Raw genomic sequence first — 23496 nt, forward strand, 5'->3', positions numbered from 1 at the left:
CGCAGTTCATCATGCTGGATGGTAGGCTAAGGCCCGTTGCCGCGTGCTGTTCAGGCTGAAGAATGCGATGGTGCTCTTCAGCTGCTCTGCCTGTCCAGCCAGCTCTTCGGTGGTGGAGGCCATCTCTTCAGCTGCCGAGGCGTTCTGCTGGATAACCTGATCAAGCTGCTGAATGGCGCGGTTGATCTGATCTGCTCCGGCATCCTGCTCTTTACTGGAAGCTGATATCTCCTGCACCAGCTCGGCCGTACGCTGGATATCCGGCAGAATGGCGGTCAGCATCTGGCCGGCAGCTTCGGCCACCTGGACACTGCGACCTGACAGTTCGCTGATCTCACCGGCTGCGGTCTGGCTACGCTCAGCCAGTTTACGGACTTCAGAGGCAACCACGGCAAAGCCTTTGCCATGCTCACCGGCCCGGGCTGCCTCAATGGCGGCGTTCAGGGCCAGCAGGTTGGTCTGCCGTGCGATCTCTTCAATAATGCTGATCTTGGTGGCGATCTCTTTCATGGCTGCCACGGTTTCGTTAACCGCCTTGCCGCCTTCACGGGCATCGGTGGCTGATTTGTTGGAGATCTTCTCGGTCTGGGATGCGTTGTCGGCATTCTGCTTGATGCTGGAGGACATCTCCTCCATGGATGAGGAGATCTCTTCTGCGCTGGCTGCCTGTTTAGTTGCCCCTTGTGACAGGGTCTGAGCCGTAGCGGAAAGCTGCTGACCACCGGTGGCAACACCATCGGCTGCTGCCTGCACTTCCCGTACAATCTCCTTCAACTTGTCCACCATATTAGCTAGAGATTCCATCAGCTCATCTTTGTCGCTACGCTTTCGTAGCTCTACCATCAGGTTTCCCTGGGCTACCTGTTTGGCATTGGCAGTGATGGAGTGAAGCGCCTCAATCAGGACATTCAGATTGGTTTTGATGTCATTAAAATCACCATTGTAGTTGTCGGTGATGAGTTTGGGCATATCACCCTTGGAGATGCGGTCAACATATTCGGCAGCTACATTCAGGGGGCCGATAACGGCGTCAAGGGTTTCATTCACTCCAGCTACAATCTTTTGAAAATCACCGTGATGTTTGGATACATCAGCGCGGGTGGCCAGCTTGCCGGCAATGGCAGCGTCGGAAAGTCGATTGGCATCCGCCACCAGGGCATTAACAGCACCAATACAGAGGTTCAGATTGTTTTTTATCTCATTGAAATCGCCGTTGTAGTTGTCGGTGATGCGGGGTGGAATATCTCCTTTGGCGATGCGGTTGAGATGATCTGCAGCAACTTGTAACGGACCGATCACCGCATCCAGGGTCGTATTTACTCCGGCAACAATGGTGTGGAAATCGCCTTGATGTTTAGAGGCATCGGCCCGAGTTGATAGTTTACCCTCTACAGCTGCCTTGGCAAGCATATTGGCATCGGCTACCAGATGGGTGATTGCGTCGATGCAACCGTTCAGGTTGTTCTTAATGTCGTTAAAGTCACCATTATAGCTGTCTGTAATATGGGGTGGGATGTCTCCTTTAGAGATTCGGTCTACATAGTTGGCGGCTACATTCAACGGACCTATTACGGCGTCCAGAGTGCCGTTAACACCGGCGACAATGGCATGGAAGTCCCCCTTATGTCTGGTGGCATCAGCGCGGGTGGCTAGTTTACCGGCAATGGCAGCTTCAGACAATAGGTTGGCATCGGTCACCAGTGCCTTGATTGCTGTTACCATACCTGCCATGGAGGCGATGATGCTACCGTCAGGTGCCTTTTGTGTATCCAGGGCAGCCGAGAGGTTTCCCTGCGAGATCTGATTGGCGATTTCACTGATTCTAACCGGATCATCCCCAAGATAACGCCCAAAAAAACGGCGTAGACTAAGTGACATCAGGATGGCACAGATAATGATTAGGGCCAGGGCCGCAACTCCCAGTTTGATGGTGAGGCCGATGAAAGGGGCAAAAAACTCGCTCTGTTTGATACCAACGTACAGCACGCCAATGGTTTTTCCCGCGTTATCCCTAATCGGTTCATAAGCAGTGTAATAGGTGGTGTCAAGAATCTTGGTTTTACCGTGAAACGCTTTGTTGTCTTTGAAAATAGCATCACGTGCCTTGCCCTGAAGGGTGGTGCCGATGGCCCGTTTGCCCTCTTTGGTCAGTACATTAGTGGAGACTCGGGTGTCTCCCATAAAAATGGTGGCAGTACCGCCGGTCAGTTGTTTGACCTTATCAGGAATTTCAAAATTGTTATTGATCTGATAGGAACCGATCAGCAGCTTGTTATCTACAACAGAAAACGTGGTCCCTTTTTGCCCTAACAGCTCCTGCAGGGTCGCCATCCTGCTTTCCTGGTTGGCAATAGCCAGTTTCTCAATCTGTACAAAGACAGAGTACATAGTCAGGGTTGTCAATGCACCGATAATACAGATAACAACCAGATTATTGATGATCAGAAGCCTGGTATTGGTTTTCAGTGACCGCCAGAACATGCCGCCTCCATCCTTGCGTAGTTACTCCGTTGTTCCGCTGGTTTGCAGGGCAGCCATTTCCTGCTCTGAAAAGACCTTGTCAATATCCAGAATCATCACAAAATGTTCTTCATGCTTGCCCATCCCCTTGATGAACTCGGTATTCAGGCGGGTGCCGATATGGGGGGCCGGTTCAATCTGTTCCGGCTCCATCTCAACCACCTCCTGCACTGAATCAGCCAGGGCGCCCAGGATGGTGGTGTCACCCTCCAGAGTCACTTCAACCACAATAATACAGGTGTTGATGGTTTGATCCGTGGCAGACATGCCAAATTTAAGCCGCATGTCAATCACCGGTACTACACTGCCCCGCAGATTGATTACCCCCCGCATGAATTCCGGGGTCTGGGGTACCTTGGTGATGGTGGTGTATTCAAGTATCTCTCTGACCTTGGCCACATCAAGGGCAAAGATCTCATCTGCCAGCTTGAAGGTCAGGTACTGGACCGTTTCAGTTATGGTTGAAACAGACATATGTTTCCTCCGTCTCTCTATAGAGTCAAAACCTTACCACCCCTAACCCCTCCTGAAACAGGAGGGGAACTTAAACAAAGGGAAGAAAGCCCCCTCCTTATTTTCAAGGAGGGGGGTGGGGGTGGTTGCCGTTAGAATTTCTCAAACTCGTCATCTAAGTGGTCTTTACCCTTGCCGCCCAGATCAATATGCACGCCACCGCTCTTGGCTTGTCTTGGTGGTGCGGCATGGGCTACCTGGGGACGGCTTGGTGGAGCCGCATGGTGTGCTGCCGGGCGGTGGGGCAGGGCACGCTGGGTGCCATGGCTATCAATACTGAAGAAGGCGATGGTGCTCTTCAGCTGTTCTGCCTGCCCAGCCAGCTCTTCGGTCGTTGATGCCATCTCTTCAGCTGCAGAGGCGTTCTGCTGAATAACCTGATCAAGCTGTTGGATGGCGCGGTTGATCTGATCGGCTCCGGCATCCTGCTCTTTACTTGATGCAGAGATCTCCTGCACCAGTTCGGCCGTGCGCTGGATATCCGGCAGAATGGCGGTCAGCATCTGGCCGGCAGCCTCGGCTACCTGAACGCTGCGGCCGGACAGTTCGCTGATCTCGCCAGCTGCGGTCTGGCTACGCTCAGCCAGCTTACGGACTTCAGAGGCAACCACGGCAAAGCCTTTGCCATGCTCACCGGCTCTGGCTGCTTCAATAGCGGCATTCAGAGCCAGAAGGTTGGTCTGGCGGGCAATCTCTTCAATGATGCTGATCTTGGTGGCGATCTCTTTCATGGCAGCCACGGTTTCGTTAACCGCTTTGCCTCCTTCACGGGCATCGGTGGCTGATTTGTTGGAGATCTTCTCGGTCTGGCTGGCGTTGTCGGCGTTCTGCTTGATGCTGGAGGACATCTCTTCCATGGATGAGGAGATCTCTTCTGCGCTGGCAGCCTGTTCGGTTGCGCCTTGAGACAGGGTCTGGGCAGTGGCAGAAAGCTGCTGACCACCAGTGGCAACGCCATCGGCTGCTGCCTGCACTTCCCGTACAATCTCCTTCAGTTTGTCCACCATGTTAGCCAGGGAGTCCATCAGGTCGTCCTGATCAGAACGTTTCTTCAGTTCAACCATCAGGTTACCCTGACCAACCTGCTTGGCATTGGCGGTGATGGAGTTAAGTGCCTCAATGTTCTGCTTAATGGCAGCGTTGATCTGTTCAAAGTTCTGGGCAATGGTCTGGGTGTCTTCATCACTTGAACCGACAACCGTATTGACACTCAGGTCGCCGATAGCCATTTTTTCCAGGTTTTTAAGCAGCTTGCCAACTTCTGTATCCTGGAATTTGGCCTGCTTGTCAGCCACACGGGCAGCTTTTTTAACGGCGGTCTGGTCGGTAACCACCTCAAAGGCGGCAATGATGTTACCGTTATCATCCTTGATCGGTACGCCGGTGTAGTCGATATCCAGATTAAGTGAACCAGGATGGGCATCGGTGGCGCTGTTAGCAGTCTGACCAGCGGTCATGGCACGCTGGCAGGCGCACTTGTCGGTCTTACAATCTGAGGTGCGGAAGTGGTCGTAACACTTGGTGCCAGCAACCTGTTGTTGGGTTCTGCCACCAACCTCAGCCCCCAGCTTGTTCATGTAGAGTACGTTAAAGTCACGGTCGATCAGCATGGCCGGTGCTGGCATAACATCCAGCAAGGCAACCAGACGGGCAATGGTGTTGTTCACGCCATCCACAATCTTGCGGAAGTCGCCCATATGTTTAGATGCATCAGCACGGGTGTTGACGCGGCCTTCCATGGCAGCCTTGGCCAGCAGGTTGGCATCAGCCACCAGAGCATCAACGGCATCAATACAGCCGTTCAGGTTGTTTTTGATCTCGTTGAAGTCGCCGTTGTAGTTGTCGGTAATCTTGGGCGGGATATCACCTTTGGAGATCCGGTCAACGTACTCGGCCGCCACGTTCAGGGGGCCGATTACGGCATCCAGGGTTTCGTTCACCCCAACCACGATCTTCTGGAAGTCACCCTGGTGCTTGGAGGCATCAGCGCGGGTGGCCAGCTTGCCGGCTATGGCTGCGTCAGAAAGCATGTTGGCGTCTTTAATCAGTGCCTGAATCGCTTCTGCCATCTTGTTCATGGATGTCTGCAGGACACCGGTTTCATCTTTAGAGGTCGTATCAAGGTGGACATCGGTGTTACCGGCCGCAATCTTGTTGGCTGCATCAACGCAGGCGTTGACCGGTGCAGTAATTGAGCGGGTAATTAAGAGGCCCAGGGCAATGCCTAGAAGTAGAGCGCCAACCCCTACAGAAAGTAAAGTTATGTCGGCTTTGTGAGCAAGTTTGTCAGCATCATCAGAGGCTTTTTCTGCTGATTTTTCCTGATGCTTGATCATGTTGTCAACTGCAGCAAAATAGGCGTTCTGGGACTTGCGGAAGTCATTTAACAGATAATTAGCTGCCTCATCCCATTTGCCTTTGTCATACATACTAAAGAGAGGTTTTCTGGCCTCAATGTAGTGGTTGCGCGCTGCCTTCAGTTCCCCAAATAGTTTTTTACCCTGTTCACTCTTTACTGTCTTTTCAAGTTCTTCAAAACTCTTGAGGACCGCATCAGCAGCAACTTTCATACGATCTTCTTCCTGCTTGCGAATGGCGCTGTCCTTAGCAAGAGCAATATTTCGGAGCGCCCGAGCAGCAACGTTAATCTGCTCTTTTACGTTAAAGAGGAGTTGTACCTTTGGAAACTTGTCCTGGGCTAAGTCGGTGACGGCATGGTCAATCTTTCCAATAGCAAAGTAGCCGACGGCAACATTGATAACCAGTAGCAGTAGCACTACACCGAATCCGAATGCCAGACGTGGTCCAATCTTCATGTTCTTCAGCATAACCTGTACCTCCTTCTTGTGTGTGCAACTTAAATAACTTCGCTTTGTCTCACGTTCTGTAGGGTGGTCAAAATTGTTGAGCGTACATCGCTTTCAAATGGTTCATCATGTCCTGGGTAGATCAGTTCAATCTCCCGTTGGGCCAGTTTTAGCAGGGTCTGGACATAGTCCTTGGTGTACTTGCCGCCAGTGGTACGGATTCGTAGCTGGGTATCACCTGAAAAGAGCAACCTCTGAGACTGGCAGTAAAACGCCACTGAATCGGATGAGTGCCCAGGTGTGTGGATCACCTCCAGGTAATCATCACCTGCCTTAAAGAGCTGCCCTTCCTTGAGCAGGCTGTCAACGCCGGGGCCATCCACCCAGCCGTAGACCTTGGCTCCATATTTCTGTTTGAAAAGATCGGCAGATGCTGCGTGATCAAAGTGGTTATGGGTCAGCAAAACCTGTTCAACCGGTACCTTGCCGCAGCCGGTGTAAATCCTGTCGATCTCTGCCAGGATATATTCGTCAGTCCCCGGATCGATCAGGGTGTTGACATCGGTAAGCTGGTTCCACTCGCCCAGGATCAGGTATGATCGGCAGGTATAGTTTTTCGGGTTTCTGGCCAGCTGGATTACCCGCATGGTGCTGCTACCCCACCTTCCTGAACAGTTGCGCATCAGGGGCCACCTGCTCAAACAGATGGCTTATCTCACCTGGTATCTTCTGGGTGTTTTCAGTGGCAAAATACCCGCCGGGTGCCAAAGAACGGTGGTACATCTTTAAAACTTCAATCCGTTGCTCATAGGAAAAATGCAGCAGCACATTTTTGCAGACGATTAAGGAGTAGTCTGATCCGACCGGTTGTAGTTTCAGCAGGTCATTGTATTTAAAGAAGACCCGGTTGCGGATCCGGTCAATGACCTTGTGATAGCCCGGTTTAGCTGCAACTTTTTCAAAGTACTTGTCAAAGATCTCAGGCGGAATCCGTTGTAACTCTTCTGATTTGTATTCTGCTGCCGTAACAATATCGCCAAAATTATTTTCACTGTCGTAGTCGGTGGCATCCAGGTAGAGGGTATTAAATCCCATCTCTCCCATCCGTTCTGCAAACAGGATTGCCAGGGTGTATGGCTCCTGTCCCAGGGCACAACCGGCATCCCAAACCTTGATTCGTAATCTGCCCAAGGCCAGTTTCAGGGTGTGTTCAACCGCATATTCAAGGACCGGTAAATCTCGGAAAAAGAAGGTAAAGGCCATTAGCCAAACTGTTCCTGTTCTATCAAAGCAACTGACTGTACCAGCAAGGCGGGATCAAGAATCAGAGCCACCGTGCCGTCTCCCAGGATGGTGGCACCGGAGATGCCCCGTACATCGCGGTAGAGCTTGCCCAGGGTCTTGATCACGGTCTGGTGTTCACCCACCACATCATCCACCACAAAACCGATCCGCTTGCCATTAACCGAAAGTATGACGATCTGTTCGATATCCGGCTGATTGGTGGTGATCTCAAATTCATCCCGCAGGTTGATGTAGGGGGTCAGTTCGCCCCGCACATGGGCCAGGTGGCGGCCATGGGCGGCCTGTACATCGGTGCGGGTCAGTTCGATACATTCTTCCACCATGGTCAGCGGCAGTACAAAGTAGCTCTGGTCGATCCTGACCAGCAGTGTTTCAATAATGGCCAAGGTCAGGGGAATCCGCAGGGTGATCAGGGAGCCTTTGCCGGGGGTGCTGTTAATGTCTATGGTGCCCCGTAGTGCTTCGATAGCTTTTTTTACGACATCCATGCCAACACCGCGTCCAGAGACGCTGGTTACCTTTTTGGCCGTGGAAAAGCCGGGTGCAAAGATCAGGTTGTAGATCTCTTTATCGGTCATTTCGGTTGTGGTGGTTATCAAGCCCCGTTCAACCGCTTTGGCCCGGATCGCTTCCTTGTCAAGTCCGGCGCCGTCATCACGGATGGTTACCAGTACGCTGTCCCCGGAGTGTTCTGCAGCCAGATGCACAATCCCTTTGGTGGGTTTGCCGGCTGCCTTGCGGATCTCGGGCATTTCAACACCATGATCAATGCTGTTGCGGATCAGGTGGACCAGCGGATCGTTCAGCTTTTCAATGACGGTCTTGTCCAGCTCGGTCTCTGCGCCGGTTGTCTCCAGATCAATCTCTTTACCCAGCTCTGCTGAAAGATCTCTGACCAGTCGTTTAAATTTGCTGAAGGTGGAGCCGATCGGCAGCATCCGCATGTTAAGGGTGGTGTCCCGCAGTTCAGAGATCAGCCGTTCCACTTCTTCTGCCACGGCACTGATTTCGTTGTCGTGACGGTTACCGGCAATCTGGGTCAGGTGGGCCTGTACCGTAACCAGTTCTCCCACCAGATTCACCAGATGATCCAGCCGTTCTGCTGGAACCCGGATTGAAAGGGCGGCTTCGGCAGCAGCCGGTGCAGCGGTGGTCCGTTCCTGGCGGGCCTGTTTGACCTGTTGCTGTTCAATCAGGGCGGATTGAACCTTGGAGGCAGGCACCAGACCCTGTTCCACCAGAATTTCGCCAAACCGCTTCTGCATGGAGAGGATTTTCTGCATCTCAACCGGAGAAAGGTCACCCCGTTCAACCAGAATATCCCCCAGTTTTTTGTAGCCAGAGTCCGCGTCCGGGGCATTAGCATCATCAATCAGGTCAATCTTCAGGTCGCAGTCATCTTCCACAAAGATAAAGACATCCTTGATCGCTTCTATGCCACGGGTTGTGGTGAGAATGATATCCCAGTAAAAATAGCAGTGTTCAGGGATCATCTGCTCAAGTGAGGGGATGGCATCCAGGTGGGCCATCACTTCACAGGAGCCAAGGTCACGCAGTTCGTTCAGCAGGCTGATCGGGTTGGTGCCGCTTAGCATGATTTCCGGCTGCGGTTTGAAACGGATGCGGTAGGTGCGGCTGGTGTCAGCTTCAGCTGACGGGGCAGGTGCAGGGGCAGCTGCAACAGGTTCCACCTTCAGTTTGGTTGCCTGGGGTAGTAGCTGTTGCAGGCCGTCAATAATCCGCTGGCCATTGGCCTCATCTGCCGGAGGACCACCTGCCGAGGCCTCCAGCATGGTGGTGATCTGATCCCGGGCCTGCAGGGTAAGGTCCAGCAGGCAACGGGTGACCTGCATTTTACCGTTTCTAACCTGATCAAAGACCGTTTCAACCTCATGGGTAAAACGGGCAATGTCATCAAAGCCGAACATGGCGCCAGAGCCTTTAATGGTGTGCATGGCGCGGAAGACCCGGTTGATCAGGTCATTGTCCTGGGGATTGTCCTCCAGTTCAAGCAGGGAGGTTTCCAGTTCGGCCAGCAGCTCTGAGGCTTCTTCGCGGTAGGTGGCTATATGTTGTTCTTGTGGACTGGACATGAACCCTCCGAAACGGTCTTTTTCAACCCTGGCTTCATCAGGCTTCGTCATGCCTTGCCTGTTAAACCCAGAGCTGAAAAATCCTCGTTTCCAGATCTTTAATGGTTAACCCAATACCTTTTTCACAACCGCAATTAACTGCTCCGGCTTGAACGGTTTGACAATCCAGCCGGTGGCACCGGCTGCCTTACCTTCTGCCTTACGGGATTCCTGAGATTCAGTGGTCAACATGACGATCGGGATGAATTTGTTAAGGGCGCCGCCACGAACCCCTTTGATCAAACCGATACCATCCAGGTTAGGCATGTTCAGGTCAGTGATCAGCATATCCACTTTTTGGGTGCCCAGCTTGGTTAAGGCATCCTTGCCATCCACCGCCTCAACCACGTCATAGCCGGCCTGCTTGAGGGTGAAACTTACCATTTGTCGTACACTTGCCGAATCGTCGGCGGTCATAATCAGTTTTGCCATGTCAGTTTATTCCTCCACACCAGATACAGGGTAAATCGGCGTTGTGCTTGCAGGTGCTTTGCCGCTGCAGCCCAACGGTGTCGATAGCTTTTTTAACCTCAGGGGCCATACAGCCCGAAAAATTGAAATGTTTTTGTGCGTCAAGCGCTGTGCGGCAGGCTGAGCAGATCAGCTGCATGCCGACGAGATCGATTTCGTCAACGGCAGAGAGATCAAGCTGGATGTTGGCAGCCTGACTGCTCTGCTCAAGCAACAGACTGTGCAGTGCAGGAGCGGTGTCAATGGCCAGTCTGCCTGCAGCGCTGATCTTCAGGGTGCTGCCGTCGCTACTGGTACTGTGGGTTAGGGTCAGATCAGACATGTCGTCTCTCCGGTCTTAAAATAAGTCAACATTATCACCGTATTCCGACTCGCTGCCGGCGCTGGTCTGCTGCTTCTGTAATGAGAGTTGAACCCCATGCCGTGCTGCCAGCATTTCATGGATCATCCGTTCACTTTCCATGGTGTAGCGCTGCTCCATATGCCGCAGGTTGTCTCTAAACTCGCTTGAGGCCGGCACCAGAGATCGAGCTTCGGCGTAGACCTGTTCAAGGGCCTGTATCACCTGCTCGGTCTGTTGTTGTATCTCTTCATGGACATGGATGCTTGAGGTGGTCTGGTTTATTTCATCAGAGAGTGACTCAGCCGTACGTGCCAGTGTTGAAAGTTGTTGCTGCAGGGAGTGGTTGATGCCGGAAAGTGATGTGATGATCTGACGGGCTTCCTGCTCCATTTCGCTGACTGGTTGTGAACCATCCTCAACTTCAAGAAAGCTCTGGTCGGCAATACTGGCGGTAATTGCATTGATGGCCTGCAGGGTGTTGGAGACCGCTTCAGTCTGAATAACCGCGTCAAGGGAGAGACGTTTGATCGCTTCAGCCAGTACCCCCAGCGCTGCTCCTTGAGGGCCGGTGTGGGCAGCCTTGATCTGGGCATTCAGGGCGATCAGGTCTATTTCTGAGCCAACTGCTTCAATGTCGCTCACAAACCCGCCTATTTCAGCCATGGTGCTGGTCACCTTATGCATGGCTGCAGCCAGCTCCTGATCAGCCCGATCACAGTTTTGCAGAATCAGTGTGACCCGGTGCATCTCTTTTTCCATGGTGTCCAGCAACGATGTCTCGGTTGAGTCAGAACTGCCCATCAGTGCCTGTTGTAGTTCCTGGCTGATCTGGGTCTGTTTGGCGCCAATGTCACGCAGGCTGTCCAGAATAGTGTTGGTGGCCTTTGTCAGTTGGTCTGTCGCATGTCTGGTCTGAGCGGTCTGAAGTTCGCAGATATCACCAATTTCAGCCACCAGTGCAGGGCAGGTATCTTCGTTCGGGGTGGCTTTGTCACAGGTGTGTTGCTGCAGTTTTTCAAGCGCTTCAATCACATGTTCAATCTGCTGACGGGTGATGTCGTGGAACTGCATGGAGGCAACCACGGCACCGATATCCGATGAAATCTGTTCGGAGATAACAGCAACCTGATTACCGGTGGCAGAGCAGGTGGCATTCAGATTAGCCAGGGTTTCAAGGTTGTTGCCAACCGCAGCAAGGATCTTTTGTGCATCAGCATACTGGTGCTCTTCAGTGCTGCGTACCATCTGGAGATTACCGTTGATCAGCTGGGCAAGAGACTGACGTTGGGCCATGATGCCGGCTGATTTTTCGCTGACGGTCTGGGACAGTTTTTCAACATCCATGGCCAGGGTGGTAAAGCCAGCGCCCAGTTCGCCCAGCCTGGCGGATTCAATTTTGGTGGAGATGGAGAGCATCCGCAGCGCCTTGTCCATCTTCTGAAATCCTTCCAGGGGGCGCACAACGTTTTCAAGCTGAACCATGATCTGTTCCAGGGTGCTGCAGCTTTGGTTGCCCTGGGTGTTGACCTGATCCAGGTAGCTGTTCATCTGGGCAAACAGGTTGCGTAGCCGCTCTGTCAGTTGGTTGCTTTCGGCACCTGCAACCAGTTCTACCAGGTTGTTGGAAACAGAGGATATTCCTGATGATCTGAAGGCAAAGTCCTGCAGTTTTCCACCAAGCTCCAGAAACTGATCTTCCGTGCAGCCTGAAAGTTGTCGCAAAACCTCCATGGTGGGGGTCAGGCAGCTGTTCCATTGTGCAACCTGGTTACAGAGATGGGGAGTCATGGGTTGGATTCCTTTCAAAGCCCTGCTCAAAACTTGCGTGCTACTGGAGTAGCCCCAGGGCGCGAAGCTCCCTGAGCAGTTTCTGTTTGCTGATCGGCTTGACCAGGTAGGCGGTGGCGCCGTCCTGATAAAACGAGTCAAAGACCGTCTTTGGGTCATCCAGGGCAGTGGTCATAACAACTTTGACCTCCAGGTTTGGCGGCACTTCCAGCTCTTTTTCAAGTTGCCGGATCAGTCGCAGCGCCTCTCGCCCGTCCATTTTGGGCATCATGATATCCATGCAGATCAGGTCATAGGGTGACTTGGCATCATGGGCCAATCTGAAGGCGGTTACCGCTTCTTCACCATCAACGGCGATCTCACAATCAAAGTAAGCACCCAGCAGTTCCCTGAGAATCCGGCGGGAGATGAAGTCATCTTCAACAATCAGACATTTCACGGTGGGACTCCTTTACTTGAAGTCTGCAATACCAGAGAAGACGTAATCCCTTCCGGCAACTTCCTTCTGGTGGCATTCAAAACAGTTTTTAACCGGATCAAGGCGACTGGGTTTGCCATCTGCCGTATAACCGGCATACAGCCAGCCCCCTGTGTTCTTCTGGGACTTGTCCTTTTTCATCAGCACCACCATGTTTTTGGGGCCGTCAACGGCGCTGTTGTCCCCTTTGATGTTGAAATGCTCAACCACAATCCGGCTGCCTTCAGGGAACTTGTTGCCTGCCTGGTAGCCCTTGATCGCCTTGGGGTCGGCATAGATGTAGTGGATGCCGTAAAAAAGTGATTTTTTGTCTGCCACTACTTTGCGGGCACTTTTCTTCCAGCTCTGATATTTGGGTAGTGGTGGTGTGCTGATTGCTGCAGCAGCACAGCAGACAAAAAACAGCACAAACAGCCCGGTATTGATCAGTGTGAGACGCTTCATTTGATTCTGTTCTCCTTTGTAACGGTTAATGAAATAGCCTTTGTGGCTGAATGAAGTATACCACCTGTCTTTTGAATGTCACGTCAGGCAGCATATTTTTTATACTCTGTTCCAGGACCCTGATTTACTGGTTTTCCTGCGGGATTACCGGTGTGTCATTGGCCGGCAGATAGATGGAAAAAGTGGTGCCGTTTCCAGGTAGGCTGTCAACACTAATGGTGCCGCAGTGCTGTTTGACAATGCCATACACCATGGAAAGGCCCAGTCCGCTTCCCTTGCCGATCTCTTTCGTGGTGAAAAACGGATCAAAGATTTTAGGAATAAGCTCTTTAGGGATACCACACCCGGTGTCTGATACGGTCAGATGAATGTAGATGCCTGGCGATAGTTCAAGTGCTGATGCTGCTTTGCTGTCGAGTACGACATGTGCCGTGGCAATGGTCAGCTGGCCGCCGTCGGGCATGGCATCACGGGCATTGATGGCCAGATTCATCAGCATCTGTTCAATCATGCTACGGTCAACGCTGGCATGGACGGTGTGCTGATCGCAGATGAAATTGAGTGTGATGTTATCGCCGATTATCCGTCTGAGGAACTTTTCAAAACTGGAAACCAGGGTACAGAGTTCTGCTTTTGAAGGGGTTGACTCCTGTTTGCGGCTGAAGGTGAGCAGGCTCTGGGTCAGGCTGGTGGCCCTTTTGGCTGCATCAACAATCATCTGCAGACTTTCATGGTTGGGGTCTTCCGGTGCCGACTGCATCAGCAGCATAGTGCTGTAGCCCCTGATGACGGTCAGGATATTGTTAAAATCATGGGCCACCCCTCCAGCCAGTATGCCGATCGCCTCCAGCTTCTGTGAATGTCGTAAGCGCTCCTCAGCCTTTTTAATCCGCAACATGACTTTGATATGGGCCACCAGCTCATGGCTGGAAATAGGTTTTTGCAGAAAGGCATCTGCCCCCAGATCAAGGGCCCTGACCCGGTCTTTTGATTCTACATCTGCGGCAGTGATAACAATAACCGGGATATAGGCGGTAGCCGGGTTTTGTTTCAGGTGCCGGATGGTTTCGTAACCATCCATGTCAGGCATCTGCAGGTCAAGCAGGATGGTATCCGGGAACCAGGTGCGTGCCAGATCAAGTCCTTCTTTACCTGAACTGGCCGTTTCCAGCCGGGCATCCGGCAGATGTTTTTCAAGAGTGCCTTTCATAACCAGCAGATTGACGTTTGAGTCATCAATAGCGAGAATTTTCATGGCGCAGGTACCGTTGCATGCTTAAAGGGCAGGCTGCAGGTGAAGCTGCTGCCCTGTTCCGGGCTGCTTTCCAATGTTAAGCTGCCCCCGAGTTTGTCACAGATAGTACGGACTATGGCCAGACCAATGCCGCTGCCCTCACTGCGACGGGTCAGGTAATGTTCAAGCTGGGTGAACGGTTGAAAGATGACTTCCTGGCAGGCAATTGGAATGCCTTTGCCGTTGTCGCTTACCTGTACAAAGACCGGTGTTTTCTGCTGCCCGGTCCCGTCCGGTTCAGCCCAGAGGCGGCAGCTGACCGTGCCACCTCTGTTGGTGAATTTAAAAGCATTGTCCAGCAGGCATCCGGCAATGATATGCAGTGCATCCCACGGGCCTTGCAGGGGTAGTGAGGCATGCTGGTTGCTACTGGTTTTAAACTGAATGCCTGCGTTATTGGCCATGGTCTGATAGCGGCTTTCAAGTGATTCCAATGCCATGCAGGGGGTGTTAATGACGTTTCCTGTAGAATGTTTTGCAGAGCGAGCCTCTGCAAGGGTCAGAAGATTGTTGACCAGGGTTGCCATCCGTTGAGCCGACGTTTTAAGCAGTGTCAGGTACTCTGATTGATTGACCGGTGTTTTCTGGTCCTCCATCAGTTGAATGACACCCATGATGCCATTTAAGGGGGTACGGAATTCATGGCTGATCAGGCTTAAAAATTCACGTTTTAATTCGGCAACTTCACTGGCTTTATGTTGGGCTTCCTGCAGTGCTTCCAGCTGTTCGCAGAGTTGTTTGGTCTGTTTTGCCACCTGTTCTTCAAGGCGAGTACGGTATTGCTGTTCCAGGCGCTGAGTCATCAGGAAGGCCAGTGCCTTGGAGATGCACCAGTTGAGCTGGTCAAAATCTATCGGTTTAAAGAGCAGGTCAAAGGCGTGCTGTTTCAATCCTTCAACCACCAGATCAAAATCAGTGTAGCCGGTCATGAGGAGCGCTGGCAGTGCAGGCAGGAGCTGGTGAACCGCTTCCAGCAGGCGGATACCGTTCATATCCGGCATACGGATGTCGGTAAACAGCAGATCAATTCCAAGGCCTTGTTGTTCGACGATTGCCAGGGCTTCATGGCCACCAGGGGCGCAGATCACCTGATACCCCTGTGCCTCCAGAAACGTTTGCAGCATCTTCAGCACCATCGGCTCGTCATCAACCAACAAAATGTTGGCTTTTATGGATGGTGGGAGGTTGTCAGTGGTGGTTGATGCTTCCATGGGTGTCTTTCTGGCACAACCGGGAGTCTGTTGCCTATTGTTTTGTAAATGCACTATATGTGCCAGCGGTAGGGGTCTTTTTTGTAGGTGTATAACTGGCTGTAAATATACGATTGCTTGTTTTTTGAAGGTGGCCTTTAGTTTTTAAACTGTGTCATTTGATGTGTCATGACACAGTTGTGACACGTCGGTTGTGTGTCACTAATCTGCTTGCTGTTCAAGCCAGCGGTAGAAGGTACGTCGGCTGACTCCCAGCAATTTTGCCGCTTCAGTGCGGTTACCTCCAGTACGATGCAGTGCTTCCTTAATGGTCAGATCTGGGTGAGGATGGGGTAAGGTGCCGGTTTCCGGGGTTGACCTGGCGATGCTGAAAAACTCAGCTGGCAGGTCATCAGAGGTGATGATTGAGCTTTGGCTGAGGATACAGGCGTGTTCAATCAGGTGCTCCAGTTCACGTACATTGCCTGGCCAGGAGTGGCTGCGGAAGGCAGACAGCACATCTTCGGAAAGGCTGCTGCAGGTGCGGTTGAACTTGTGCGAAAATTTGTGTAGGAAATGCTCCACCAGCAGGGGAAGGTCTTCCAACCGGTTTCGCAGGGGAGGTACATCAAGGCGCACCACATTCAGGCGATAGTAGAGGTCCTGCCGAAATTCACCCCGTCGTACCTTTTCCTGCAGGTTGCGGTGGGTGGCGGCAATAACCCGTACATCGATCTTGATCGGTGTTGTGTCACCGACCCGTTCAATCTCCCGCTCCTGCAGTACCCGCAGTAGCCGGATCTGCAGGGCAGGGGAGATGTCTCCGATTTCATCCAGAAAGATGGTGCCGCCATGGGCCTTTTGAAAACGGCCCATCTTGTCTTTAATGGCGCCGGTAAAGGCGCCACGGACATGGCCGAACAGCTCGCTTTCCAGCAGTCCTTCCGGTAGCGCCGAGCAGTTGAGCTTGATAAACGGCTTCTGTTTTCTGGCACCGCATTCATGGAGCGCCTGGGCCACCAATTCTTTGCCGGTACCGCTTTCGCCACAGATCAGGACGGTGCTGGTGACATCTGCCAACGCCTCGATTCTGGTGAAAAGTTGCTGCATAACCGGTGCGCGACCGATAATGGTATGAAAGTGACTGCGCTGCTGAAGCTGGCGCTCCAGGGCATCCAGTTCGGTTTCATCACGTATAACCGCTACGGCGCCGGTGCGGTGTCCGTCTTCGCTGGTGGTTGGGGTGGCGATAACACTGACGATCCGGGTACGACTGCCATTGCCACGGCATTCGATCCGTTTCAGTTCCTGGCGCTGTCCGGTGCGGACGGTTTCGGCCAGGGCCATGCGGCAGCTTCCGTTGCAGCCCGTACTTAGCTGATCAATGGCTTGACCAAGCTGATCAGCGCTGTAGCCGCACTGCAGGGCTGCATCGTTCAGGTGCTGGAGCTGAAGGTGTTGATCCACCATGATGATGGCGTCACTGATGCTGCGGTTGATCGCCTCCAGATTGGCGCGGAACTGCTCCCGTTCAAGCTGCAGCCTGCGGTTTTCAATGGCGTGGCGGGTAATACTGCTGATCTGCAGGCTGTCAAACGGTTTGCAGAGATAATCAAAGGCGCCGTAACGGATCGATTCAGTTGCGGTGGCGACATCCGGGTAGCCGGTCATCATGATCACGCGACTGGTGGGGGAGAGCGTTGTGGCTGTCTTGAGTAGTGCCAGACCACCTTGATTTTTATCCAGCATGATATCGATGAAGATGACATCGTAGGACTGTTGCCCGATCAAGGTAAGTGCGTCATGGCAGCTGTGGGCTACGTCTGTCTGGTGTCCATCACTGCCAAGGACCATGCTGATCAGGCGGGTGATCTGAATTTCGTCATCTACAATCAGTATCCTGGCCTGCATGGTTCCCCCGTTATTGACCTGCATACAAGTATGGTTTATAGGATAACGTGGTAAAAAGATTTTGCAAGCAGGAGCTGCTATGGCCCGTCCTACCTGGGACCAATATTTTATTGATATCACCCTTTTGGTGGCAACCCGCTCAACCTGTCTGCGGCGTCAGGTGGGGGCCTTACTGGTTAAGGATCGTAATATCCTGGCCACCGGTTATAACGGAACACCGTCCGGTATCCGCCACTGTGAGGAGACCGGCTGTCTGCGGGAACGGCTGAAGGTGCCCTCTGGTGAACGCCATGAGCTGTGCCGTGGGTTACATGCCGAGCAGAACGCCATTATTCAGGCCGCCCGGCATGGGGTGAATATTGATGGTTCCACCCTGTACTGCACCACCATGCCCTGTATTATCTGTACCAAGATGCTGATTAATGCCGGTATCAAGCGGATAGTCTATGCAGAAGGGTATGCTGACGAGCTTGCCCGTGAAATGGTGGAAGAAAGCGGGATTGAGGTGGTTCATTTTGAACGTGGCACAACCGGAGGAGGAACCCCATGAAGTGTCCGTTCTGCGGCCATCCTGACAGTAAAGTCGTTGATTCCCGGCCTGACAAAGGTGGGGCGGTTATCCGTCGCCGTAGAGAGTGCGAAGAGTGCGCCAAGCGGTTTACCACCTATGAACGGGTGGAGGAGATGCTGCCGCTGGTTTGCAAGAAGGATGGGCGGCGGGAACATTTTGATCGGATGAAGGTGATCTCCGGTATCAAGAAGGCCTGTGAAAAACGTCCGGTTTCTGTTGAGGATATCGAGCGGATGACGGACCGGCTGGAAACCCGGTTACAGGAGTGCGGTGAGCGTGAAGTGCCAGCATCGCGGATCGGCGAGTGGATCATGAATGAACTGCATGCCGTTGATCAGGTGGCCTATGTCCGGTTTGCCTCAGTCTATCGCTCCTTTAAAGATATCAACGAATTTATGGTTGAGCTGCAGGACCTGCTGAAGAAGTAGGGGGCGTGATGTCAAAAACAGACCTTGCATACATGAAGCGGGCACTCTCCCTTGCCCGTAAAGGGTTGGGCAGGACTGCCCCTAATCCCGCAGTAGGCTGCGTGATTGTGCGTGATGGCATTATAGTGGGGGAGGGATGGCATAAAAAGGCCGGTACCCCCCATGCCGAGGTGCATGCTCTGGCCATGGCCGGTACAGCAGCCAAAGGGGCTGATGTCTATGTGACCCTGGAACCCTGTTGTCATCACGGTAAGACCCCGCCCTGTTGTGACGCACTGATTGCGGCTGGCGTACGGCGGGTGGTGGCTGGCATGGTCGATCCTTTTCTGCAGGTGGCTGGCAAGGGGTTGCAGAAGCTCCGCCAGGCTGGTATCCGGGTTGAGGTTGGGCTGTTGGAAGAACAGTGTCAGGCCTTGAATAAAGGCTTTATCAAGGCAGTTACCACCGGGATGCCGTACCTGATGTACAAGTCAGCCATGACGCTGGATGGCAATATCGCCACCGTAACCGGGCATTCCCGCTGGGTTACCGGTGAAGAGTCCCGCCGTTTTGTGCATCGTCTGCGGTCCCACTGTGATGCGGTTATGGTGGGGGTAGATACGGTGATTGTCGATAATCCGCAACTGACAGTCCGCCATGTCAAGGGCCGTGATCCGTTGCGGGTGATTGTGGATACCCGTCTGCGTACCCCTGAAAGTGTGCATGTGTTGAATGGCCCCGATGCCAGCAAAACCATTATAGCCACCTGTGAGACTAATCCTGAATTCCATCAGCGGTACCTGCTGCAGGGGGCTGACATACTGGTCTGTCGTGAATATGATGGCAGGGTTGAAATGACAGACCTGCTGCACAAGCTGGCTGTCAGGGGGGTGCAGAGCATCCTGGTGGAGGGTGGCAGCCGCCTGGCTGGTGATCTGCTGCAACATAAGTTGATTGATGAATGTATCTTTTTCTATGCACCAAAGGTGGTGGGGAACGGTTTTGCCCCTTTTGCCATACAAGGGATCAGTACCATGGATCAGGCTATTCAGCTGGAAGTACAACGGGTTGGCATGTCCGGCCCTGATGTGGTGGTATATGCCAGACCGGTGGGTGTATGTTTACCGGCCTGATCGAGTGTACCGGGCGTGTGGTCGCCTTGCGCCGTGGAGCTGAGCGTGCCGTGCTTGAGGTTGCAGCTCCGTTGCCAGCAGATGAGATCCGTATCGGTGATTCAATTGCCGTGAATGGAGCCTGTCTGACGGTGATTGCCACGCAGGGTGATCGCTTCAGTTTTGATGTCTCACCTGAAACCGTAACGCGGACCACCTTTGCGGCCTCTCAAACAGGGAGTCCGGTTAACCTTGAACGGGCATTGCGGCTTGGTGGGCGTCTGGATGGACATCTGGTTACCGGGCATATTGATTGCGTCGGGCGGCTGGAAACTCGTGTTAGTCAGGGCAATGCGGTTGTTTTGGGATTCAGTCTGCCCCAAGAACAGGCCCGGATGCTGGTGGAAAAAGGATCAGTGGCTATTGATGGTATCAGTCTGACGGTGAATAGCGTTACTGACAGCGGTTTTACAGTCTCAATTATTCCTCATACCCTTGAAAAGACCACCCTGGCAGGTGTAGGGCCTGGCAAAGAGGTGAATATTGAGACAGATGTTATTGGCAAATATGTGGCGCGTCTGGTTGGTCCCCACGCAGGCAGTGGTGGCCTGACTATGGAAAAATTACTGCAGAACGGTTTTATCTGAGAGAGGAAGACGTAGCAATGGGTGTATGTACAATTGAAGAGGCGATAGAGGATATCCGTCAGGGCAAGATGGTGATTCTGGTGGATGATGAGGACAGGGAAAACGAAGGTGATTTGACCATGGCAGCTGAAATGGCAACCCCTGAGGCGATTAACTTCATGGCCAAGTATGGTCGTGGTTTGATCTGCCTGACCTTGACCCCTGAAAAATGTGATGCCCTTGGATTAAAGCCGATGGTGCGGGATAATACCTCACCCTTTGAGACCGCTTTTACGGTTTCAATCGAGGCCAAGCGTGGCGTGACCACCGGTATTTCTGCTGCTGATCGCTCCCATACGGTTTTAACCGCAGTGGCCCCCAATGCGTCGGCAGCTGATCTGGTTAGCCCTGGTCATATCTTTCCGCTGCGGGCCAAGCCGGGTGGGGTGCTGGTGCGTACCGGGCAGACCGAAGGATCGGTTGATCTTGCCCGTCTTGCCGGTCTGACTCCTGCAGGGGTGATTTGTGAGATCATGAATGATGATGGCAGCATGTCACGCATGCCGGAACTGCGGACCTTTGCCAAGGAACATAATCTGAAAATCTGTACCGTTGCTGATCTGGTTGCCTACCGCCTGAAACATGAGCAGCTGGTACGTCCCGTTGCCGATGCCAAGCTGCCATCCCGTTATGGTGGTGACTGGCGGGTGGTGGCCTTTGAAAACGACGTGGACAAGCTGGACCATATCGCGTTGGTTAAAGGCGATCTCTCAGGCGACGAGTCGGTGCTGGTGCGGGTACATTCGGAATGCCTGACCGGCGATGTGATGGGCTCCCAGCGTTGTGATTGTGGCGATCAACTGCACAAGGCGATGGAGGCGATTGATAAGGAAGGCCGTGGTGTGATTCTGTACATGCGCCAGGAAGGGCGGGGGATCGGTCTGATCAACAAGCTGAAGGCCTACGAGCTGCAGGATCAAGGGATGGATACCGTTGAAGCCAATCAGCAGCTTGGTTTTAAGGCTGATATGCGTGATTACGGGGTTGGCGCCCAGATTCTGTTGGCCTTGGGACTTCGTAAAATTCGCCTTTTGACCAACAATCCTCGTAAGTTGGTTGGTCTGCAGGGGTATGGTCTTGAAATTGTGGACCGGGTGCAGATAGAGGCCAGTCCCACCTGTTCAAACAAAGGCTACCTGAGAACCAAGCGGGATAAACTGGGCCACCTGTTGGAAAAGGTCTGATGCGTGTCCTGTTGCATACCTGTTGTGGTCCCTGTGCCCTCTACCCCCTTATGACACTGCGTAGCGAGGGGATAGAGGTGACTGGTTTTTTTTATAATCACAATATCCATCCCTATCAGGAGTTTGCCAAGCGACGTGATGCAGCACAACAGATGGCTGATCAAGAGAATATGCCTCTGATTATACGGGATGAGTACCGCTTGGAGGAGTTTCTCGCCAATGTGGCTGCAGAGCCGGATACACGCTGCGGCTACTGTTATGCCTCACGTCTGGATGCTGTCGCAGCAGCTGCAAAGGAAGACGGTTTTGACGCCTTTACCTCATCGCTTTTTTACAGCCGCTATCAGAACCATGAGTTGATGCGAAAGAAGGCGGAAGAGGCAGCAGAAAAGCAGGGCATACTGTTTTTGTATCGGGATTTCAGGCCAGGCTGGCAGGAAGGTATTCGGCGATCAAAAGAGTCAGGGCTGTATCGTCAGCAGTATTGTGGCTGTATTTACAGTGAAAAGGAACGCTACTGTCGCTAAAGTAAGTCGAGATAGAGTATCGAAATAGAAAAGGCCCGGATTGCTCCGGGCCTTTTCTATTTCATCTGGTGCCTCAGGGCAATTAGGCGTGAATTGCGCTGACAGGGCAGGTGTCTACGCAGGCGCCGCAGTCGATGCAGGTGTCAGCATCGATAACGCGCTTGCCGCTCTGCTCGCTAATTGCGTTTACAGGACAGGAATCTTCACATGCTGCGCAGTTGGTGCAATCATCAGTAATAGTGTGTGCCACGGTACCACCTCCAGAAATTTGTTGTAAATTGGTTGGCCTTTCTACAAAGGCGTGAACGTGTTACCACAGCACCGCTAAAATGTCCAGAAAAACTGTATACGTGATTTCGTGGAACCGTTTCATAAATTGGTTGAATTTTTATGGGGCAGCATGATATATCAAATGCAGTTTTATTATTGTGTAAATGGTTTAATCTGACTAATGATTTTTTATTTAAAATAATGTCTTGATCTCTGTTTGTTTGGGAGGAAATTGTATGATTATTATGGCGTTAAACTGCGGTAGTTCATCAGTCAAATACCAGTTGTTTGACTGGGAAAAAAAGGTGGTTGTTGCCAAGGGAATGGTTGAGCGGGTCATTATTGGTGATTCGTATATCGTGCATGAAGTCCCTGGAAGGGAGAACTTCAAGCTTGAGCAGGATTGCCCTGATCACAAGGCCGCCATTGATCTGGTGATCAGAGTGGTGACTGATCGTGAACATGGCGTATTGCAGAGCGTAGCCGAGATCTCTGCTGTTGGTCACCGGGTCGTGCATGGTGGAGAAAAATTTACCTGCTCGGTACGAATTGATGATGATGTACTGAACGCGGTGAAGGATGTACAACATCTGGCACCGCTCCACAATCCGCCCAACATTGAGGGTATTGAGGCAGCCCGTTTGCTGATGCCAACTATTCCCCATGTGGCGATTTTTGATACCGCTTTCCATCAGACCATGCCGGAGCAGGCTTTCCTGTATCCGGTACCCTATGACTGGTATGAAAACCACGGTGTTCGCCGCTACGGTTTCCACGGCACTTCACACCTGTATGTCTCAAAGCGTGCCGCTGTGCTGCTTGGCAAGCCTGCTGATCAATGCAATATCATTACCATGCATATTGGTAATGGTGTTTCCCACTGCGCTATAAAAAATGGTATTTCGGTTGATACCAGCATGGGGCTTACTCCACTTGAGGGAGCAGTGATGGGCACCCGTAGTGGTGACATCGATCCAGCCATTCCGGCCTTTATGATGCAGAAGGAGAACCTTTCTGCGAAGGAAATTGACAGCGTTCTGAACAAGAAGAGTGGCATTCTTGGTATTACCGGCCGCTATACTGACCGCCGTGATGTGATTGAGCATGCTGCCAAGGGAGATCATCGCTGTCAACTGGCCCTGGATATTGAGGCGTATCGCCTGAAGAAATATATCGGTGGCTATATGGCTGCCATCGGCAAGCTGGATGCCGTGATCTTTACCGCAGGCGTGGGGGAGATGGGGGCAGCGATCCGTGAAAAGGCGATTGAAGGGCTTGAGCATATCGGCATCTGTCTTGATCGTGAGCGTAATGCCGGCGCCATGACCCGTAAACGTGAGACCCTGATTACAACTGATGATTCTCCGGTTAAGGTCTATGTTATTCCCACTGATGAAGAGCTGGTCTTTACTGAGGATGTGGTGGCAATTCTGGATGGTACCTACACCGACCATATGCAGTTTGAGTATTCCTTTGCAAAGTCAGACTTTGTAAGGAAATAACCTGAAGCAATTGAAGGGTGAGAAATTTTTTCTCACCCTTC

Annotated in this window: 22 protein-coding genes; 7 read left to right on the top strand and 15 right to left on the bottom strand. The window is 52.5% G+C overall.

Annotation, left to right across the window (positions count from 1 at the left end; all coding sequences use genetic code 11):
- Positions 1–9: 9 nt before the first annotated feature.
- The 14 genes from B5D39_RS10350 to B5D39_RS10415 all read right to left on the bottom strand — a co-directional run bounded on the left by B5D39_RS10350 (position 10) and on the right by B5D39_RS10415 (position 17220).
- Positions 10–2481, bottom strand: a complete 2472-nt coding sequence (locus B5D39_RS10350) for a methyl-accepting chemotaxis protein (protein WP_078790396.1) — start codon at positions 2479–2481, stop codon at positions 10–12.
- A 21-nt stretch (positions 2482–2502) separates the two neighbouring features.
- Complete coding sequence (locus B5D39_RS10355; protein WP_078790397.1) at positions 2503–2994, bottom strand: chemotaxis protein CheW; 492 nt, start codon at positions 2992–2994, stop codon at positions 2503–2505.
- A 131-nt stretch (positions 2995–3125) separates the two neighbouring features.
- Positions 3126–5861 carry a methyl-accepting chemotaxis protein gene (locus tag B5D39_RS10360; RefSeq protein WP_078790398.1) on the bottom strand — a complete coding sequence of 912 codons (2736 nt, stop codon included), beginning with the start codon at positions 5859–5861 and terminating at the stop codon, positions 3126–3128.
- Between the two features lie 29 nt (positions 5862–5890).
- Positions 5891–6523 carry an MBL fold metallo-hydrolase gene (locus B5D39_RS10365; RefSeq protein WP_244161387.1) on the bottom strand — a complete coding sequence of 211 codons (633 nt, stop codon included), beginning with the start codon at positions 6521–6523 and terminating at the stop codon, positions 5891–5893.
- Positions 6495–7103, bottom strand: a complete 609-nt coding sequence (locus B5D39_RS10370) for a CheR family methyltransferase (protein ID WP_078790400.1) — start codon at positions 7101–7103, stop codon at positions 6495–6497. The genes B5D39_RS10365 and B5D39_RS10370 overlap by 29 nt, the downstream gene beginning before the upstream one ends.
- A complete protein-coding gene (locus B5D39_RS10375) occupies positions 7103–9238 on the bottom strand; it encodes a chemotaxis protein CheA (protein WP_078790483.1) in 2136 nt (711 codons plus the stop codon). Before B5D39_RS10375 ends, B5D39_RS10370 begins: the two co-directional genes overlap by 1 nt.
- Positions 9239–9343: 105 nt before the next feature.
- Positions 9344–9709 carry a response regulator gene (locus tag B5D39_RS10380; protein ID WP_078790401.1) on the bottom strand — a complete coding sequence of 122 codons (366 nt, stop codon included), beginning with the start codon at positions 9707–9709 and terminating at the stop codon, positions 9344–9346.
- Position 9710: 1 nt separating this feature from the next.
- Positions 9711–10070 (bottom strand): STAS domain-containing protein, encoded by a 360-nt coding sequence (locus B5D39_RS10385; protein WP_078790402.1) that lies wholly within the window; start codon positions 10068–10070, stop codon positions 9711–9713.
- Between the two features lie 15 nt (positions 10071–10085).
- Positions 10086–11879 carry a methyl-accepting chemotaxis protein gene (locus B5D39_RS10390; protein WP_078790403.1) on the bottom strand — a complete coding sequence of 598 codons (1794 nt, stop codon included), beginning with the start codon at positions 11877–11879 and terminating at the stop codon, positions 10086–10088.
- 40 nt (positions 11880–11919) lie between these two features.
- Positions 11920–12318 carry a response regulator gene (locus B5D39_RS10395; RefSeq protein ID WP_078790404.1) on the bottom strand — a complete coding sequence of 133 codons (399 nt, stop codon included), beginning with the start codon at positions 12316–12318 and terminating at the stop codon, positions 11920–11922.
- 12 nt (positions 12319–12330) lie between these two features.
- Positions 12331–12801, bottom strand: a complete 471-nt coding sequence (locus B5D39_RS10400) for a cytochrome P460 family protein (RefSeq protein ID WP_078790405.1) — start codon at positions 12799–12801, stop codon at positions 12331–12333.
- A 124-nt stretch (positions 12802–12925) separates the two neighbouring features.
- On the bottom strand, positions 12926–14056 hold the full coding sequence (locus B5D39_RS10405; protein WP_078790406.1) for a sensor histidine kinase: 1131 nt from the start codon (positions 14054–14056) through the stop codon (positions 12926–12928).
- Positions 14053–15306: an ATP-binding response regulator gene (locus tag B5D39_RS10410; RefSeq protein WP_078790407.1), complete on the bottom strand. Its 1254-nt coding sequence runs from the start codon at positions 15304–15306 to the stop codon at positions 14053–14055. Before B5D39_RS10410 ends, B5D39_RS10405 begins: the two co-directional genes overlap by 4 nt.
- A gap of 201 nt (positions 15307–15507) precedes the next feature.
- A complete protein-coding gene (locus tag B5D39_RS10415; RefSeq protein WP_244161388.1) occupies positions 15508–17220 on the bottom strand; it encodes a sigma-54 dependent transcriptional regulator in 1713 nt (570 codons plus the stop codon).
- 55 nt (positions 17221–17275) lie between these two features.
- Between B5D39_RS10415 and B5D39_RS10420 the strand changes: the two genes are divergently transcribed.
- The 6 genes from B5D39_RS10420 to B5D39_RS10445 are packed head-to-tail and all read left to right on the top strand — an operon-like array spanning position 17276 to position 21683.
- Positions 17276–17746, top strand: a complete 471-nt coding sequence (locus tag B5D39_RS10420) for a deoxycytidylate deaminase (protein WP_078790409.1) — start codon at positions 17276–17278, stop codon at positions 17744–17746.
- Complete coding sequence (nrdR, locus tag B5D39_RS10425; protein WP_078790410.1) at positions 17743–18195, top strand: transcriptional regulator NrdR; 453 nt, start codon at positions 17743–17745, stop codon at positions 18193–18195. Before B5D39_RS10420 ends, nrdR begins: the two co-directional genes overlap by 4 nt.
- 8 nt (positions 18196–18203) lie before the next feature.
- Positions 18204–19307, top strand: coding sequence for a bifunctional diaminohydroxyphosphoribosylaminopyrimidine deaminase/5-amino-6-(5-phosphoribosylamino)uracil reductase RibD (gene ribD, locus B5D39_RS10430; RefSeq protein WP_078790411.1), 1104 nt, complete (start codon positions 18204–18206; stop codon positions 19305–19307).
- Complete coding sequence (locus B5D39_RS10435; protein WP_078790412.1) at positions 19292–19933, top strand: riboflavin synthase; 642 nt, start codon at positions 19292–19294, stop codon at positions 19931–19933. The genes ribD and B5D39_RS10435 overlap by 16 nt, the downstream gene beginning before the upstream one ends.
- A gap of 17 nt (positions 19934–19950) precedes the next feature.
- On the top strand, positions 19951–21156 hold the full coding sequence (locus tag B5D39_RS10440) for a bifunctional 3,4-dihydroxy-2-butanone-4-phosphate synthase/GTP cyclohydrolase II (RefSeq protein ID WP_078790413.1): 1206 nt from the start codon (positions 19951–19953) through the stop codon (positions 21154–21156).
- A complete protein-coding gene (locus tag B5D39_RS10445; protein WP_078790414.1) occupies positions 21156–21683 on the top strand; it encodes an epoxyqueuosine reductase QueH in 528 nt (175 codons plus the stop codon). The genes B5D39_RS10440 and B5D39_RS10445 overlap by 1 nt, the downstream gene beginning before the upstream one ends.
- A gap of 82 nt (positions 21684–21765) precedes the next feature.
- Here B5D39_RS10445 and B5D39_RS10450 read toward each other — a convergent pair whose 3' ends face one another.
- On the bottom strand, positions 21766–21933 hold the full coding sequence (locus B5D39_RS10450) for a DUF362 domain-containing protein (RefSeq protein ID WP_078790415.1): 168 nt from the start codon (positions 21931–21933) through the stop codon (positions 21766–21768).
- A gap of 256 nt (positions 21934–22189) precedes the next feature.
- Between B5D39_RS10450 and B5D39_RS10455 the strand changes: the two genes are divergently transcribed.
- Positions 22190–23455, top strand: a complete 1266-nt coding sequence (locus B5D39_RS10455; RefSeq protein ID WP_078790416.1) for an acetate kinase — start codon at positions 22190–22192, stop codon at positions 23453–23455.
- Positions 23456–23496: the final 41 nt, after the last annotated feature.

The organism is Trichlorobacter thiogenes (genome assembly GCF_900167465.1).
GTDB classification, from domain to species: domain Bacteria; phylum Desulfobacterota; class Desulfuromonadia; order Geobacterales; family Pseudopelobacteraceae; genus Trichlorobacter; species Trichlorobacter thiogenes.